This window comes from uncultured Psychrobacter sp., assembly GCF_947500265.1.
Taxonomy (GTDB): domain Bacteria; phylum Pseudomonadota; class Gammaproteobacteria; order Pseudomonadales; family Moraxellaceae; genus Psychrobacter.
This window is the reverse complement of the sequence record NZ_CANMRN010000010.1, coordinates 1-16,204: the sequence shown is the minus strand read 5'-3', so window position 1 is coordinate 16,204 and position 16,204 is coordinate 1. Positions and strand designations below refer to the sequence as shown.

Below are 16,204 nucleotides of genomic sequence, written 5' to 3'. Positions count from 1 at the left end.
CCATTATTATTTACTGATTATTAATCATAAAAAAACCTCAGCCAACTTGACTGAGGTTTTTTATTTTATGTACTTCTATCTAGCAGGAGTGGGTTAGCGGCGACGATCAACATCATCGTATTCACTACCCATGATGCCATCACTAAAGACTTCAGAGAACTCACGCTCATTATCTTCATCGATATGACCATCAAATACATCTTTTGCACCAGCGTTAGGATCGTTGTAAATAGCCAGATCCATTTTGCCTTCTGATTTTGCCACGATAGTAGTAACAGCAGCATCACCACCGACGTTTACAGCAGTACGTAACATATCAAGGATACGATCCACACCTAAGATTAGACCGATACCTTCGATTGGTAGACCCACTTGAGCAAATACCATAGATAGCATGATTAGACCAACACCAGGCACACCAGCCGTACCAACAGACGCCAGTACTGACATCAAGATGACGGTTAAGTATTCGGTCACGCCCAAATCAATGCCGTAAATATTGGCAATAAAGATGGTCGCAGTACCCTGCATAATGGCCGTACCATCCATATTGATGGTAGCACCAAAAGGAACAGTGAACGACGCAACTGAATTGTTTACACCCATACGCTTGGTAACCGTACGCAAGGTAATAGGAATCGTCGCGTTTGAGCTTGAGGTACTAAAAGCGAAGATCTGTACTTCACGCATTTTTGCCAAGAACGTCTTGATAGACAAGCCTGAAGACACTTTTAGTACAATCATCATGGTGATAAAGAAGTGGAAGGCCAATGAACCGACCAATACCGCGACATAGCCAAGTAGTGACCAAATCAAGTCTAAACCTAGCTCTGCCATTGCTTTGGTCAATAGCGCAAATACACCATATGGTGCAAGGTTCATGATAATCGTGACCATCTTTAAGATAACTTCGTTGATCAGCTCTAGGCTCTGCACTAAGCCTTTGGCAGGTTTACCTACCATCAAGATACTGACACCGATCAAAATAGCAAAGAAGATGATCGATAACATATCGCCATTTGCCATCGCACTGATGGGGTTCGATGGGATGATGTTAGAGAATACATCAAGTAGAGGCGGCGCTGACGCTGCTTCAAACTCGGCTTCCGTTCCGATATTCATGCCTTTACCGATACCGAATAGCGAGCCAAGACCAATCGCAGTCGCAATAGCGAGTGCAGTGGTTATCATATAAATAATGAACGTTTTGGTACCAATACGTCCAAGTAGGCGAATATCACCAATACCGCATACACCGCAAATCAGTGAGATAAGCACCAAAGGTACGACCAACATTTTTAGCGAGTTGACAAATAGTTTACCAACAATGGCAAGGAAGCCATTGGTGATGTAAGTGTTAACAAAGCCACCTTCGCCGTTCAATCCTGAGTAGTTTAGAAATAGGCCCAGTCCAATACCGAGCACCATGGCAACAATGATCTTGCCCGTCAGTCCCAAATTCTTCCACATAATTCATATCCTTTGTGTGCATAACAGCTTTATAGTAAGTGTTCATTAGCCAACCTGATTGTACTTATCAGCCTTACTACAAAGCTTGTTATGACTATTAAGTTCCCGTGATTGTCGCTCGATGTCACATTTTCGTGGACAATATAAAAGAATAGCTAAGGGCACTGCAAGATTTTTTTTCTGATTTTATTCTAAATGTACATTCCTCGTTACAACTATGTGCCCATAATATAGTCAATATTTATTCTAAACGGTTTGTTTCCCATATGAAACAAAATATTCATGAAAGAGTTTTTAGGGTAAGTAAATATATCAAACTATTGATATTGAACCATTGATTTCAAATTACCAAAATGTAGAGAAAGGAATATGATTAATTAAGCTTAAAATTTTCAATAGACCAAAAAAAGCCAGACTATCGTTTATAGATAGTCTGGCTAATAAGAAGTGAAAGTTTTATTATAAAATCTAATAATACTGAGTTTCTAATAGCAATATTAAAAACAGAATAGACCATTAAACCTTATCGTCTTCTTCGCGTGACAAAGGTGATTGGCGCTCTAAAGGTTTGATATCATTATCACTTACTTCAGTATTGATCTCGTCAGGTGGTGCAATATGACGATTATGATTATTGCCCATACGCTCGTTAAGATGTGATTCAGCATCACGATGTCGATGATCGAGTGCCTCTATCTCAGGCTTTGACTCTTCAAAATCTGTCTGCGAATTTACTTCTTTGACAGTATCTTGCTCACTGACCAACTCTACATCGCCATCACTTTCATAACCATGATTAGGATTGGCATCGCCAGTATGGTTTTCTGTATTTGCAGGACTGTCTAGATCGTTAATAGTTGGTTCGTTAGTGGCTAGCTCATCAACGGCAGATGCATCGGTATCCACAGCGATACCGTTTTCACTCTGAGCTTGTCTTTTTAGCTGTGCGTAATCAGTCAGTTGATGAACCGCATTTTCAAGCGCATGCGGATTGTCACGTTCTAGCGCTTCCGATAGATGCTCGTCAAACGTATCAGTCAATAATGAATCAAAACGCATGGCGTTATATTGAATCAGAACTTCTGCCTCTTCTTCGGTAATGCCACCATTTTGACTGGCATGCACCACATGATCTTCAAAGGTTAGACCTTCAAAGCTGTCTTGATGCTCTGCCTTTTTGAACTTCTGCCACAATGGTTCGATTTCGACCAACGTCTGATAAGCATGTTCCATACGACCAGTCACATCGTCTGCATCTGTGTTGTAATAAACCATTGTTTTTAGATAATCGCGGAACGGGTTGGCTGCAAAATCATCCATGAAAGTATCACCTAATTGGCGTTTTAGCTCATCGCTTGCTGGGGTGAAGATACGTCCACTTGGGAAAGTCACAAAGCTAACCACATTGGCTGCCATACGATTCGGGAAGTTAGCGAAGAATGACACAAAGGCTTCTTGAATTATATACAAGCTGTTTTGTAGCGCAACTTCGGCATGCAATCGCTCAGATTCTGATTTACTACCATGCTCATAGAATTGCAAAATAGCAGTCGCAATAAATAGATGACTATGGATATCTGCTAAACGACCAGAGAGCATCTCTTTACGCTTTAAGTCTCCTGCTAGTAGTCCTAATGCCATATCAGCAGTTAGGGCAAAGCTCGCACTTAAACGGTTGATATGTTTGTAGTAGGGACGGGTAAAAGCATCTGCGAAACTCGGGGCTTTATCGCTACCACCGATATAACCTGCGACAAAGGCTTTTGCACCACGGTTAAACGTGTAGCCTAAATGCTTAAAGAAAAGGGTATCGAATTTTTCAGTAGCAGCCGATTTGTCTTCGCTTTGTAGTAACTGAAGCTCGTCGAATAAATAAGGATGACAGCGCATCGCACCTTGACCAAAGATCATGAGCGAGCGGGTCAAAATGTTGGCGCCTTCGACAGTGATAGAAACAGGAATCGCCTGATAAGGTGTCGCTAAGAAGTTGCGCGGACCCATTTGCACAGCACGACCACCGACCACATCCATACCGTCGTTGACGACGCTACGCATGGTTTCAGTCGCATAGTATTTGGCCATGGCAGTCATGACTGAGGGCGTGCCACCTTGGTTTAATCCGCAAGTGACCAAATGTCGGAACGCTTCTAACATATAAGTGTTACTCGCCATACGGCTAGTAGCGTCTTGTACACCTTCAAATTTACCTACTGATATCTTGAACTGTTCGCGAACTTTTGCGAATGCGCCGACAGATAGGTAAGTCATTTCACTGGCTGATGTCGACAAAGCAGGCAGAGAGATACCTCGACCAACGCCCAAGCATTCCATCAGCATACGCCAACCTCGACCAGCGTTCTCGACGCCACCAATGATGTAATCTAATGGAATAAAAACATCTTTGCCATCGACTGTACCATTCATAAATGGGGAGCCAATTGGATTATGACGTGGCCCTGTTACGACACCTTCGTGGTTAGCTGGAACGAGGGCACAAGTAATACCGTAGTCAGTTTTTTCAGGATTGCCAAGCAGACCTTCTGGATCATGCATTTTGAATGCTAGACCAACCACAGTAGCGACAGGTGCTAGGGTAATCCAGCGTTTAGAGAAGTTCATGCGTAGGCCAAGCACTTGCTCGCCTTCGTGCATACCGTAACAGACCACACCTGTATCAGGAATGGCACCTGCATCAGAGCCCGCTTCGGGCCCAGTTAAACCAAAGCAAGGTACTTCGTCACCTTTTGCAAGACCTGGCAACCAGCGCTGCTTTTGCTCGTCTGTACCATAGTGCATCAATAGCTCACCAGGGCCGAGCGAGTTGGGAACCATACAGGTCACAGCGGCAGTCGGCGAGCGCGAAGCAATCTTGCTCATTACACGGCTCTGCGCATAAGAGCTAAATTCTAAGCCGCCAAATTCTTTTGGAATGATTAAACCTAAGAAACCATTACTTTTAATAAATTGCCATGCCTCAGGTGATAGGTCTTTATCTTTATGCTGGATTTGCCATTCATCAAGCATGGCACATAAGGTTTCTACTTCATTATCGATGAAACTCTGCTCTTCTTCTGAGAGCTGCGGATAAGGATAATTGGCAAAGGTATCCCAGTTCGGTGCACCCATAAACAGCTCTTTTTCCCACCAGCTAGTACCCGCATCAAGCGCTTCACGTTCTGTATCACTCATACTCGGCATCGCACCGCCCAGCGCTTTATATACAGGCTTAGTGATTAACGATTGGCGAAGCGGTCCAACGAGTAAGACCAAGCACAGTAATGCCATTGGTATACCCAAAATGAGCGACCATGGGCTGATAATTGCGGTGACGATAACCGTAATCAGGGCGACGATGCTACCGGTGACCCGTGATAAGGACAACAAAAAGATGGCCAAGACCACGGCTAACTGAATGATGACTGCCAAAATAAACAAGCCAATTGCCATGACTATCTCCTTTAAAACACTGAATAAGAAATGCGAAAAGTACGTAAGTAAATAAGCTAACTATAATTATTTTTTGTCTTGCCACTTACTATTTATAAATATGTCGAATGATTTATTAATCTTTAGATGCTCGGTTCTAAGTTTCTTAAGTACTAGTATTAACGGTCTAGTAAGTAATTGACAAATAAATGGCAAGAATGGCTACTAATATGAAACAGTTGTCGATAACTATCAAGAGCCAAAATGCTACGCTCTGTCGATGATATGTATCAAACACAATTGTTTACAGGTTTTCCAAACAGACATGTGGGTTACATAGCTAGCTATTATCGAAAACTAGCCAAAAAGTTAGCTAAAAGGGGCAAGGCAGCTCTCGGCATAAGACAAAGTGTCGTTACGTCCGACGATGATGTGATCGACAAGCGAGATGTCTAACAGGTCACAGGCTTTTTTTAGCTCATAGGTCAATAAATTATCTGCCGTTGATGGCTTGGAATCGGTATGAGGATGATTATGCGCGATGATAAGTTGGCTAGCAGCATGGCTTAGTGCATGTCGAAGTACGTGCTTGATGCATACCGAGCATGATGAGATACCACCAGTAAATAGTATCTCGAAGTTTAAAAGGTTTAGAGCATTGTCTAGACAGAGTACCGCAAATACTTCACGATGCTCACCGCGCAACTGAGTACTGATATAGTCTTTGACCGTTTGGGAGCGGCCGAGTGCTTGCCCAGTTTTGAGTTGGCTATCCAGATAGCGCGTACCCATCTCAAGTGAGGCTAATATTTGGGCGTACTTTGCAGGGCCAATACCATGGCAGGCAAGAACCGTCTTTTGAGGGGCGGCTAATAGCTCAGCTAAGCTACCAAACTGATCAATCAAATGCCGCGCTAATTCAATCGCTGATTGAGACTGAGTACCCGTACGCAAAAATATGGCCAGTATCTCGGCATCGGACAAATGAGCTGCACCAAATTTTAAAAGTTTTTCGCGTGGCCTGTCATCCTCGTGCCAGTCTTTGATCGCCATTGTCACTCCTTGAAAATGGGTTGGTACTCGTTATCTGAGATAGATACGGAAAATCTTACCCAATTTATCTCATAATTGTTACTATAAGCGCAATTTTATCTTTTCACTTTTTTGTTGATGCCACGCTTATGTCCAATATTGTGCTTGCTATTACTGGCGGTATCGCCGCTTATAAATCTGCTATATTTGCCCGCTTGTTAGTCAAGGCAGGCTTTGATGTGCGCGTTATCATGACGACGGGTGCACAAGCATTTATCACACCGCTGACGCTACAAGCATTGACGGGTAACGAAGTGCATGTCTCGTTGCTTGATGAGCAAGCCGAGGCAGGCATGGGGCATATTGAGCTGGCTAAATGGGCCGACTTAATCGTGATTGCACCTGCTTCAGCCAATACGCTTGCGCGTCTGGCCATGGGGATGGCTGATGATCTATTGACCACAGTGTGCCTTGCCACTACTGCGCCAGTCATTATTGCTCCTGCCATGAATCAGCAGATGTGGGCGCATCCAGCAGTCAACCTAAACGTGCAAACATTGCGCGATATGAATTATCAAATTATCCAACCAGCTAGCGGTGAGCAAGCGTGCGGTGATGTCGGAGCAGGGCGATTGCCTGAGCCTGAGCAATTATTGGATGAGGTGTTACTGTTCATAGCGATGAATACGACGCCGCAATTACTGGCAGGCAAAAGAGTAGTCATTATCGCTGGTCCAACCGTAGAGGCGATTGACCCTGTGCGTTATTTGTCTAATCACTCTTCAGGAAAAATGGGCTTTGCATTGGCACGTGCCTGCGTGGCTGCTGGTGCAGACGTTGTCTTAATCGCTGGTGGTAAAGTGGCATTGCCCACGCCGCTTAATGTCACAAGAATCGATGTGCTGTCTGCCCAAGATATGCTGATAGCGGCGCAGCAATGTGTGGAAGGTACGCATAGCGAGCTTCAATTTGTCCTTGAAGATGAGCATGACCATTCTCATGAACACGATCACTCTCATAACCATACCCATTCTCATGAACACGATCACTCTCATAACCATACCCATTCTCGCGAACATCATCATGGCGACTGTGGTTGCGGTGATGACGATGTAAGCGACCATGATCATAACTATAATGACTTGCTACAGTCTTATGATGACAACCAATTTGTGAAAGCAGATATCTTTATTGCGACCGCCGCCGTGGCAGATTATCGTACGGAAGAAGCCGCACCGCAAAAAATCAAAAAGACACAAGATGCCATGACGCTCAGTCTGGTTAAAAACCCTGATATTCTAGCGACGATTTCTCTGGCACATCCAGAGCTATTTGTCGTCGGCTTTGCAGCAGAGACGCAAGATGTCGAGCGTTATGCCCGTGGTAAGTTGGTCGCAAAAGATTTGGATATGATTGCTTGCAATGATGTCTCACGTGCAGATATCGGTTTTGCCAGTGATGACAATGCGATGCAGGTGTTTTTCTCTGAGCGCTATGAGCGTGACGCGGTAACACTTGAGAAGAACAGTAAAGATAAAATTGCTGAGCAACTGGCTAGCATCATCGGTCAAGCAATAGGTCAACGTAAAGATAGTTAGAGCTACAGGCGCTAAATCTGATAGCTAGCATGTAGATAGTGTGTAGATACAGACGCTGAGCCTCAAATGGTGTGACCGATATGATGAATATAGCTGGTAACGATAGCACTCAGATGCTAGTGCTGACGATCATTTTTGCGCTTGCTTCACTGCTACATGGTATTAGCGGACTTGGCGCAACGCTAGTGACGACCACCGCGCTTGCTAGTATGTACCCATTGCAACACGCCATTGTGTTAGTAATTTTCCCCTCGCTAGTTGTCAATGTGATGACCTGGCTAGTAGGCGGTGAGCGCACCATTTGGCAAAACTTTATCTACTACGGCAGACGCTATTGGTTGCTTGCGCTTACTAGCCTATTGGGTAGCATTTTAGGTGCGAAACTCTTGCTATGGGTTGATAGCGCTTATATTCTTTTATTGTTGGCCGCGGTCATTGCCTTTTACGTTGTGAGTAGCTTACTCGGCAAACAAATCCGTCTACCAAATACTAAGCCTATGTTAATTGCCGTTGGCTTTGGTGCAGGCGTCATCGGCGGCTCGACCAATGCGATGTCGACCATACTGATGATGTATTTATTGTCTGCTAGTGACGATAAAAACACTATCGCCAAAGTCGGTAACATGTGCTATTTCTTAGGAAAGATTGCTCAAATTATCGTGTTGCGTGAGCCCATCATGGCACTGAGCAGTGGTGAGTGGCAGCTGATTACTTTTTTGAGTGTGCTGTCTATAGTCACACTGCTAGTTGGAATCCGTTTGCGTCGCTATTTACCGCAAGCGCGTTTTCGTCAGCTTATTTTATTGATTTTAATCGTGCTTGGTATACGCGTTGGCTGGCAAGGCATTACCGCATTGTTATAGCTAGGGTATATGAGCCTTTTCAGCGATATTTTATTAGACCAATTCTTCAAAAAATATCTGCTGTGCCAAACGAAAGGTATTACAATGCGCTTCAACCACATCTTCGATATCTTCTGAGTAGCCGCCACCCATCACGATAGCGACAGGGATATTGGCGGCTTTTGCTTGCTGCAGGACATATTCATCACGCGCCTTGCACCCTGCTTGTGTCAAACCAAGTTTGCCGAGTTTATCGGTAGCGAGCACGTCGACTGCAGACTGATAAAAAATCATATCTGGCGCAACCTCAGCGATTAAGCGTGGCAGCGTATCTTCTAATATCTGTAAATACTCAGCATCGCCAGTATCATTGTCCAGCTCAATATCTAAGTCTGATACTTGCTTACGAAACGGATAGTTCTTTGCACCGTGCATGCTAAAAACAAAAACGCGTGGTTCATTTGCCATGATACTGGCGTTACCATTGCCTTGATGAACATCTAAATCTATAACTAAAATCTTTTGTGCCTGTCCACGATTTAGCAATAAGTTGCTAGCGATACAGACATCATTAAATACGCAAAACCCTTCTCCATGACCAGCAAAAGAGTGATGGGTGCCGCCTGCGACGTTCATGGCCACGCCATATTGCTGAGCATATAGCGCGCATTCATACGTTGCATGAGCAATATAACGTCCGCGCTCGACCAACTGCGGTGTCATCTCAAATCCGATCGCACGAGCAGCCTTGCGCGGTAGTGTTTGAGTTTTAAGCTGATACCAGTACTCTGCGGTATGCGTGGTCAAAATCTCATCTTCGCTTAAGCGAGCAGGGGCAAAGAAGTTATCTTGGCTGATCGTTCCTTCTGCCAGTAGACGCTCAGGAATCATAATGTACTTTTGCATAGGGAAGCGGTGCTTTTCGGGCACGGAATAGCGAAAGACGTCAGAGTAGGCAATTTTTAGCATAAGATTTCTAGCTTAGTATTGATGGTTTTTTGGATAGAAGAATAAAGGGATAAGTATCAGCTATCGTAGATTATGGCTTGATTGAAAAACCAGTTTATCGAATGAACTTAATTATCGAACGGACTGAACTATTGAACAAACTGAGTCGGTAAAAAGAACGTGCGCGCGTCTGCCTGTTGACGTAGCTCTACAAGTAGCGTTTGCATGTCTTCAGCAGGGTCTTGGTTATTAACTAAGTTGCCAAATAGCTCGTTAGCGACCGTGGTCATCGCAACCACGCTTTGTAGTAAATGCTCAATGATCTCATTATCTAGACCAACCGCTTCGACATCGATAGCATTTTTGTAGCGTATCTCACCATCGTTAACATCCATCTCTAGATTACCGACTAGCATGTCGTAGTTGATTTGGGTGATGAGTAGCATCGCGGCACTTTGATGACTTTCTGGTATCAAAAATGGCAAGATGCCGTAGATGGCCAGTAGTTTGTTTTTTTCTTGTACCCGAAACAGATAGCCACAGTTTATTTGCTTATGACGCATCCTCAAGGATAAATGATGCGACTTCTGGCTATCGTTGGTTTTGGGTCGATAATGCGTGTAGTGCCATTGTTTGTCATTGAAGTATTGCTTTAAACAGTCGACGATAGGCGTATTACTTTGGTTTTTAGATTCTGCATTTGCGCTATCGGTTTTCAAGTTATCGGTTTTGAGTTGAGATGTATTTGCTTGAGCGTTATCCTGTTCGCTGCCTTGATTCGCCTCTAATTCATGAGAGATATCAGCCGATATATTTTTTGTATTACTAATCTCACTGCCAGCAAGTGATGTACGCCCTTGCTCGCTTGCAGCATCGACGACTGACTGCGGTGCGGCAGCAGTCAGTAACCGTTTGATCTTTTGCCACAAGCTGAGTTTATTGCGTTGACTCATAATAGTATGCTGACAAGTAAGGGTTATAAATTAATCGTGAGTGAGTGCCAAGCCTTCTTTGATAGCAGGCTGTGCATAGAACGCTGCTAGCATTTCACGAATATGAGCCGTCAACCAAGGCGTCTCAAGAGCATCGTACACGATAGGCAGTAGTGTAGTGCTACATTGCTTCATGGCAGCTTCGTCAATGTGTAAACTCGCCGCGATGGTCGCCATCGTGTCAGACTGATGATTGGCATACCAAGTGTCAATGCTTGCCGAGACTAAGTTGTGCAGATACGGTGACAGTCGCAGGCGATTGTAGCTTTGTTGGATACTGGCTTCGATATGGTCAATGCTACTATTACCGGGTTCATCGCTTAAGTAGGTTTGTATCTCGCTGATCGGTTGGTCCTTGATGCGATCCCAGCCCATGACCATCAGACGCGCCACTTCTTCGTTTGATAAGTGTTCCTGTGCATTGGCCTCGGCTTTACGCGTCAAATCTTTGATATTGCGATGCAGGTACGTTTGCAGTTTTTCATCGAGGTTTCTGTTGGTCGCCTTTTCAAAAGAGCTGCGTCCAAGCTTCATCAATTTACCAACGCCACCTGCTTTATCGAGGGTGCTTTCCATAAAGTCATTGATAGCGTGATAGAGTGTTTGGGTCAATAAATCTGCAAAGGTTTCGTTACCGACCAGCGTATGAATCAACATGTTACGCTGCTGCTTATGGCTACCGATATAGTTGGCCAGAGTTTCGACTTGGGCATCATCGACCAACTCAGACAAAGGCACGTTGTCATTGACTGGATGATAAATAATAGTGTGCAAAATATCACGGATATCAGTACGCATCACCTCAGTCATCGGCTGATTTAACAGCCAGTCTTTCATCAGCTGCTGTAAATGATCGCAGGTAATATATTTGCTTAAAGGCTGCGCACCAAACCATTGCCAAGCTTCCATCGCTAGTGGCTCAGCTTGATTGTGCAACCACTGCTGTATAAAGTTAATTTGAGCATCGATCAAGCTATCTACTGTCAAACGGTTGGCTGATGGCTGTTTTGACAAGTTAGTGTCTGCGTTGTCATTGTTAGTCTCTGCAGCAGTATTAGGTTTTTGGTTATCTTGTGAAGTCGGCATAGGTTTTGAAGTCATATTTTAAAGTCGTATTTTTTTGAGGTCGTACTTTTTGAAGTCAGAGTAATCGACAATTTGCTATACTGTGTGTTTGTAGCGAGCATAGGGTATTATGCCACGAACATTGCCTTTGTTTGTGATGAATATTGACTGCTGCTTGATAAATAACCAGGGGTTTTGATGACGGTTTTGGATACGCCTTTACTTGCACTTGAGGAGCTGACGGTTCAGCGCGGTGAGATACCGCTGTGCGAAGGAGTTGCGTTGCAGCTATCTGCGGGTAGTATTTGCCATCTCATCGGGGCAAATGGGACGGGAAAGACCACGTTACTCATGCAATTGGCTGGATTGTTACCTGTTTTGTCAGGTGAAGTTACTTATCAAGGTCATGCGGGTTTGCCCATCCAGCCTTTATATGTCTCGCATCAATTAGGCATCCATCCGAATCTGACAGTAGCACAAAACCTGACGTTTCTACTGAACTTATATGGCATCACGCTAAGCGCTGCTGATATTGATGATGCACTCACATGGGTTGGGCTACAAGGGTTTGAAACGATTAGCTCAAGTCATTTGTCCGCTGGGCAAACGCGCCGCATCACGCTGGCGCGATTGTACCTACTAACTCCTGATGTGACACCGCTCTGGTTACTTGATGAGCCTTTCACGGCGCTAGATGTCGATATGGTGGCACGTATGGAAGAGCGATTACGCGATTTTGCACAGGCTGGCGGGTCGATACTAATGACCAGTCATCAAGCAGTCGGTGTCGCCAATCAGGTACTCGATTTGTCAGATTATATGGTATAAGTTTGATTGCTATCAGTACCATCAGTATACGTGCAAGGACAAATAATGACAGACAGTCCAATACAAGTAGGATCAGTAGCAGCCATGAATAAAAGTCCAAATGCTATTGTCGCAGTGCCTCGCAGTATTGGCTTCCTGCAGCTTTGGCGCCGCGAATGGCAAGTCAAGCAGCAAGGAGCGGTGCAATGGTTGTATCCATTAGTGCTGTTCTTAGTGATTATTACTTTGTTTCCGTTGGCAGTTGGTAGTGAGCCTGCGCTATTACAGCGTCTGGGCGTATCAGCAGTGTGGATTGCTGCGTTATTGTCACTGGTAATGGGCGTTGATGGATTATTCAAGCCTGCGCTTGATAATGGTACGCTTGCGCAATTGGTCGTGGCCAAAGCGTCACTACCGCTATGGGTGCTGATTAGACTGGTCATTCATTGGATTTTTAGCAGTGGTATTGTGGCAGCGCTTAGCTTGCTTGCCGTGCCGTTATTTCAGCTCAGTTGGTTTGAAGCGTGGATATTGATGGCTTCTATCGTGACAGGTAGCCCAATGCTCCTAATGCTATCCGCGATTGCCAGTAGCTTGACGCTATCGTTAAAGAATGGGGCAGTATTGGTGCCTTTGATTGCTTTACCGATGCAGTTGCCGGTATTGATTTTTGCTACAGGTGCAGTTGATTTATTCGCTTCTGGGCTTAACGGCTTGCCCATTTTAGCCTTATTACTAGCAGGAAGTATTGTTTCTGTCTTAGTCATGCCTTGGGTGATTGCTACAACTTTAAAAATGTCATGGCTTAATTAAACGATTTGCGTTTTGTAATCCTAAATCCAGTTATCTAAATCTAGTTATCTGCATCACACGTATTAACATCGTGGTGAAAACTGGCAATTTTGCTATAATAGTCAATTGAATACGTAAACAGCTCTTTGTAGATTCTATCCAGTGTTTAACGCCAGCAGGTGAGTTGATAGTGGTGCTTTAGTAGACCGCATTCTTTATCGCCAGTAAGCTGTGTAATAGGTTTCTTCCCATGCCCAACCTGAATAACGTCTCATCCCCTAGCTTGTGGCAGCGCATTTGGCAGGGTTTCTTGACCACTGTGGGTACCAAGCAGTTTTTTCGTATCTTTAGCCCTTGGGTCAAGTGGTTAGCGATATTAGCCAGTCTCTGTTTGCTCATTGGTAGCGTATGGGGCCTTGCTTTTGCGCCGCCTGATTATCTTCAGGGCAATAGCTATCGCATTATCTTTATCCATGTTCCAGCGGCCAGTCTTGCCATTTCTATCTATTTTTCTCTCGCAGTCTTGGGGGTAATCTATTTGGTATGGAAGATTAAGACGGCCAGTCTGGTCGCGCAGGCACTTGCTCCGATGGGGTTTTTGCTGTGTGTCATCAGTTTGCTTACAGGCTCTATCTGGGCAAAGCCAACATGGGGTACTTACTGGGTATGGGACGCACGTCTTACTTCAATGCTGATATTAGCGTTTCTATACGCGGGCGTGATGGCACTGTTTGCTGCGTTTGAACATACGGCCAATCGCGGTAAAGCGGCCGCCATTTTATCTATTGTGGGCGCAGTGAATCTGCCTATTATCAAGTACTCAGTAGAGTGGTGGAATACCTTGCATCAAGGCGCGACCTTTAGCTTGACTGCCGCACCGAAGATGTCGGCAGATATGTGGATGCCTCTGCTACTGATGATTATTGGCAGCTATTTACTGGTTGCGACATTAGCGATTTATCGTACCAACACGCTGATTTTATACCGTGATCAAGGCAAAGCGTGGGTCAAAGAATACATTCGTGGTCAACACAAATAACGGCTAGGAACATACTATGCAGCCTTACTTTTATAGCGTATCTGAGTTTTTCGCCATGGGTAAGCATGGGGTTTTTGTGTGGTCGTGCTGGGCGATAACGATTGGCGTGATGTTGGCATTTATTATCTATAGCCGCAGACAGCGACAGTCACTTATCAAACAGCTAACCATCCAGCAAGCGCGTCAAGCCCAGCGAACGACCAAAACCTCAACGCCTGTAACCAAACAAGCTGAATAAAAATCATCTTAATATCATGGTTTTAGCGTAAGAAGCCGTATCCTTACACTGACAAAAATATGACCTTGCGAGTAGCGATGAGGCTTATTGATTTGTCTGAAAAATGCTACCATATAGCGATTAGAAGAGTACGATTAGAAAGACATTTTCAAAACGTTTTTCTAATGGTAGTTTCTTCAAAATTTTCTGTTTTGTAGATTGATTATGGATCCTAAAACAGTGACTCATCAATGGGGTAGTGGTATGAATGCAGTTCGTCGGAAAAAACTGACGTGGGTTATGTTTACGCTGGCAGGTGCGGCAGTAGCAGTTATGTTGGTTATTTATGCCATCGGGCAGCAAACTGACTACTACTTTGATGCAACCGCTATTGCCCAAGGCGAAGCGCCTCAAGACAAACGTATTCGTGCTGGGGGTATGGTGGTTGCCGGTAGTGTGCAGCGTGCAGCAGACAATCCATTAAATGTTGAGTTTGCGATTACTGATTTTCAGTCAACCGTGCCCGTGACTTACCAAGGTATTCTGCCAGATTTATTTGCTGAAAATTCAGGCGTCGTAGCTACGGGTAAAATGCAAGGCGATACTTTCGTTGCTGGGGAAGTGTTGGCTAAGCATGACGAAAACTATATGCCACCAGAAGTTGCCAAATCTATGAAAGAAAACAATCGCAGTGGAGCGATACCTACTTCTGAACAGTATAATCCTGCTGAAAAAATTCATGAGACCGAAACGCTACAACAGTAGCGATTATAAGTTGTCGTACCATATAAAAAAAAGCCACCGATTATCGGTGGCTTTTCATTGAGCTTTGTTTAGCTAATCAGTTGATCGTACTTATTAACCCTATTAGTCATCCCATACTGGGCTATAGTCAGGATGTTCAATTTTACGACCGTCAGAGCTGGCTAGGTTACCAATTTTTTCTAACTCATCTGCACTTAATTCGACCTTGATGGCATCTAGATTGCCTTGCAGGTGATCAGGGTTAGAAGTTTTCGGAATAGCCACACGATGCTTGTCTGATAAGATCCATGCTAACGAGATTTGTGCTGGCGTTACGTTGTGCTTATCTGCAATCCCTTTAATTACTTCATTATCAAATACATCACCACGTGCTAATGGTGAGTAGGCCTCTAATAGAATGTGATGATTATTTAAGAAGGTCTGCAATGTGTTTTGTTTAATGAACGGATGAAACTCTACTTGGTTCACGACGATAGGCACATCAGCATATTTCTTGGCCTCAATGATATTAGCGATATTGAAGTTTGAAACACCAATATGACGCGTTAAGCCTTGCTTTTGGAGTTCACACAGCGCAGGAATGGTCTCAGATAACGGTACGCGGTCATCAGGCCAGTGCAATAGCAACAGATCGACATAATCTGTACCCAAATCTTCCAAAGAACGTTTCGCTGCTGCGACCAGTTTTTCTGGCTCAAACTTCATATCATCTGGAAAAATCTTGGTAGTCAAAAAGAACTTATCACGAGCCACGCTTGACTGTCTGATACCTTCGCCCACTTCTTTTTCATTACCATAAGCTTGAGCGGTGTCGATATGCTCATACCCCATTTCTAACGCTTTTTTAACCACGTCTACGCAGTCTTGTCCAGTTGACTGCCAAGTACCTAGGCCTAGGATTGGGATATTTGCTTGTCCAGCGGTACGAATATTATAGTTTTTAGCGCTCATATTATTATCCTTATTGTTTATATCTTATAATTTTCGTTAGTTTTAAATGTCATCAATAGTATGGTCTAACGAGTAAATTACTATTGAGCCTGTCCACTATAAGAAAAACTAAAGACAAGTGGAAGAGTGAGTGACGGTTTCCTACAAAGGGCAAACAGGCTGTAACGTGATTTTTGATAGTTATTTGATAGTTATTTGATAGTTATTTGATAGTTATTTGATAGTTATTTGATAGTTATTTGATAGTTATTTGATAGTTA

Annotated in this window: 14 protein-coding genes; 7 read left to right on the top strand and 7 right to left on the bottom strand. The window is 44.0% G+C overall.

Annotation, left to right across the window (positions count from 1 at the left end):
• Positions 1 to 93: 93 nt before the first annotated feature.
• The 3 genes from Q0788_RS12465 to radC form a co-directional block, all read right to left on the bottom strand.
• The gene (locus Q0788_RS12465) at positions 94 to 1,470 is read right to left on the bottom strand and encodes a dicarboxylate/amino acid:cation symporter (RefSeq protein WP_101206037.1); all 1,377 of its coding nucleotides are present in this window, start codon (positions 1,468 to 1,470) and stop codon (positions 94 to 96) included.
• 516 nt (positions 1,471 to 1,986) lie between these two features.
• Complete coding sequence (locus Q0788_RS12460) at positions 1,987 to 4,917, bottom strand: acyl-CoA dehydrogenase (RefSeq protein ID WP_298811167.1); 2,931 nt, start codon at positions 4,915 to 4,917, stop codon at positions 1,987 to 1,989.
• A 348-nt stretch (positions 4,918 to 5,265) separates the two neighbouring features.
• Positions 5,266 to 5,949, bottom strand: coding sequence for a DNA repair protein RadC (radC, locus tag Q0788_RS12455; protein ID WP_298811164.1), 684 nt, complete (start codon positions 5,947 to 5,949; stop codon positions 5,266 to 5,268).
• 128 nt (positions 5,950 to 6,077) lie between these two features.
• Here radC and coaBC point away from each other — a divergent pair, with 128 nt between their 5' ends.
• Together coaBC and Q0788_RS12445 are read left to right on the top strand one after the other, a co-directional pair.
• Entirely contained in the window at positions 6,078 to 7,526 is a 1,449-nt protein-coding gene (gene coaBC, locus Q0788_RS12450) for a bifunctional phosphopantothenoylcysteine decarboxylase/phosphopantothenate--cysteine ligase CoaBC (RefSeq protein WP_298811161.1), read from the top strand.
• Between the two features lie 80 nt (positions 7,527 to 7,606).
• On the top strand, positions 7,607 to 8,389 hold the full coding sequence (locus tag Q0788_RS12445; RefSeq protein ID WP_101206033.1) for a sulfite exporter TauE/SafE family protein: 783 nt from the start codon (positions 7,607 to 7,609) through the stop codon (positions 8,387 to 8,389).
• Between the two features lie 33 nt (positions 8,390 to 8,422).
• On the opposite strand, the gene Q0788_RS12440 is transcribed toward Q0788_RS12445, so the two are convergent.
• The 3 genes from Q0788_RS12440 to Q0788_RS12430 form a co-directional block, all read right to left on the bottom strand.
• Positions 8,423 to 9,337 (bottom strand): histone deacetylase, encoded by a 915-nt coding sequence (locus tag Q0788_RS12440; protein WP_298811159.1) that lies wholly within the window; start codon positions 9,335 to 9,337, stop codon positions 8,423 to 8,425.
• Between the two features lie 128 nt (positions 9,338 to 9,465).
• Positions 9,466 to 10,269, bottom strand: coding sequence for a YbjN domain-containing protein (locus tag Q0788_RS12435; protein WP_298811155.1), 804 nt, complete (start codon positions 10,267 to 10,269; stop codon positions 9,466 to 9,468).
• 30 nt (positions 10,270 to 10,299) lie between these two features.
• Positions 10,300 to 11,409 (bottom strand): hypothetical protein, encoded by a 1,110-nt coding sequence (locus Q0788_RS12430; protein ID WP_298811152.1) that lies wholly within the window; start codon positions 11,407 to 11,409, stop codon positions 10,300 to 10,302.
• Positions 11,410 to 11,571: 162 nt separating this feature from the next.
• Between Q0788_RS12430 and ccmA the strand changes: the two genes are divergently transcribed.
• The 5 genes from ccmA (at position 11,572) to ccmE (ending at position 14,993) form a co-directional block, all read left to right on the top strand.
• On the top strand, positions 11,572 to 12,201 hold the full coding sequence (gene ccmA, locus Q0788_RS12425; RefSeq protein ID WP_298811149.1) for a heme ABC exporter ATP-binding protein CcmA: 630 nt from the start codon (positions 11,572 to 11,574) through the stop codon (positions 12,199 to 12,201).
• A gap of 84 nt (positions 12,202 to 12,285) precedes the next feature.
• Positions 12,286 to 12,993, top strand: coding sequence for a heme exporter protein CcmB (locus tag Q0788_RS12420; protein WP_160023583.1), 708 nt, complete (start codon positions 12,286 to 12,288; stop codon positions 12,991 to 12,993).
• Positions 12,994 to 13,222: 229 nt separating this feature from the next.
• Positions 13,223 to 14,011: a heme ABC transporter permease CcmC gene (gene ccmC, locus Q0788_RS12415; RefSeq protein ID WP_057761594.1), complete on the top strand. Its 789-nt coding sequence runs from the start codon at positions 13,223 to 13,225 to the stop codon at positions 14,009 to 14,011.
• Positions 14,012 to 14,027: 16 nt separating this feature from the next.
• Complete coding sequence (gene ccmD, locus Q0788_RS12410; RefSeq protein ID WP_160023571.1) at positions 14,028 to 14,249, top strand: heme exporter protein CcmD; 222 nt, start codon at positions 14,028 to 14,030, stop codon at positions 14,247 to 14,249.
• Between the two features lie 243 nt (positions 14,250 to 14,492).
• On the top strand, positions 14,493 to 14,993 hold the full coding sequence (gene ccmE, locus Q0788_RS12405; RefSeq protein WP_102091822.1) for a cytochrome c maturation protein CcmE: 501 nt from the start codon (positions 14,493 to 14,495) through the stop codon (positions 14,991 to 14,993).
• Positions 14,994 to 15,095: 102 nt separating this feature from the next.
• On the opposite strand, the gene Q0788_RS12400 is transcribed toward ccmE, so the two are convergent.
• Positions 15,096 to 15,944 carry an aldo/keto reductase gene (locus Q0788_RS12400; protein ID WP_298811143.1) on the bottom strand — a complete coding sequence of 283 codons (849 nt, stop codon included), beginning with the start codon at positions 15,942 to 15,944 and terminating at the stop codon, positions 15,096 to 15,098.
• Positions 15,945 to 16,204: the final 260 nt, after the last annotated feature.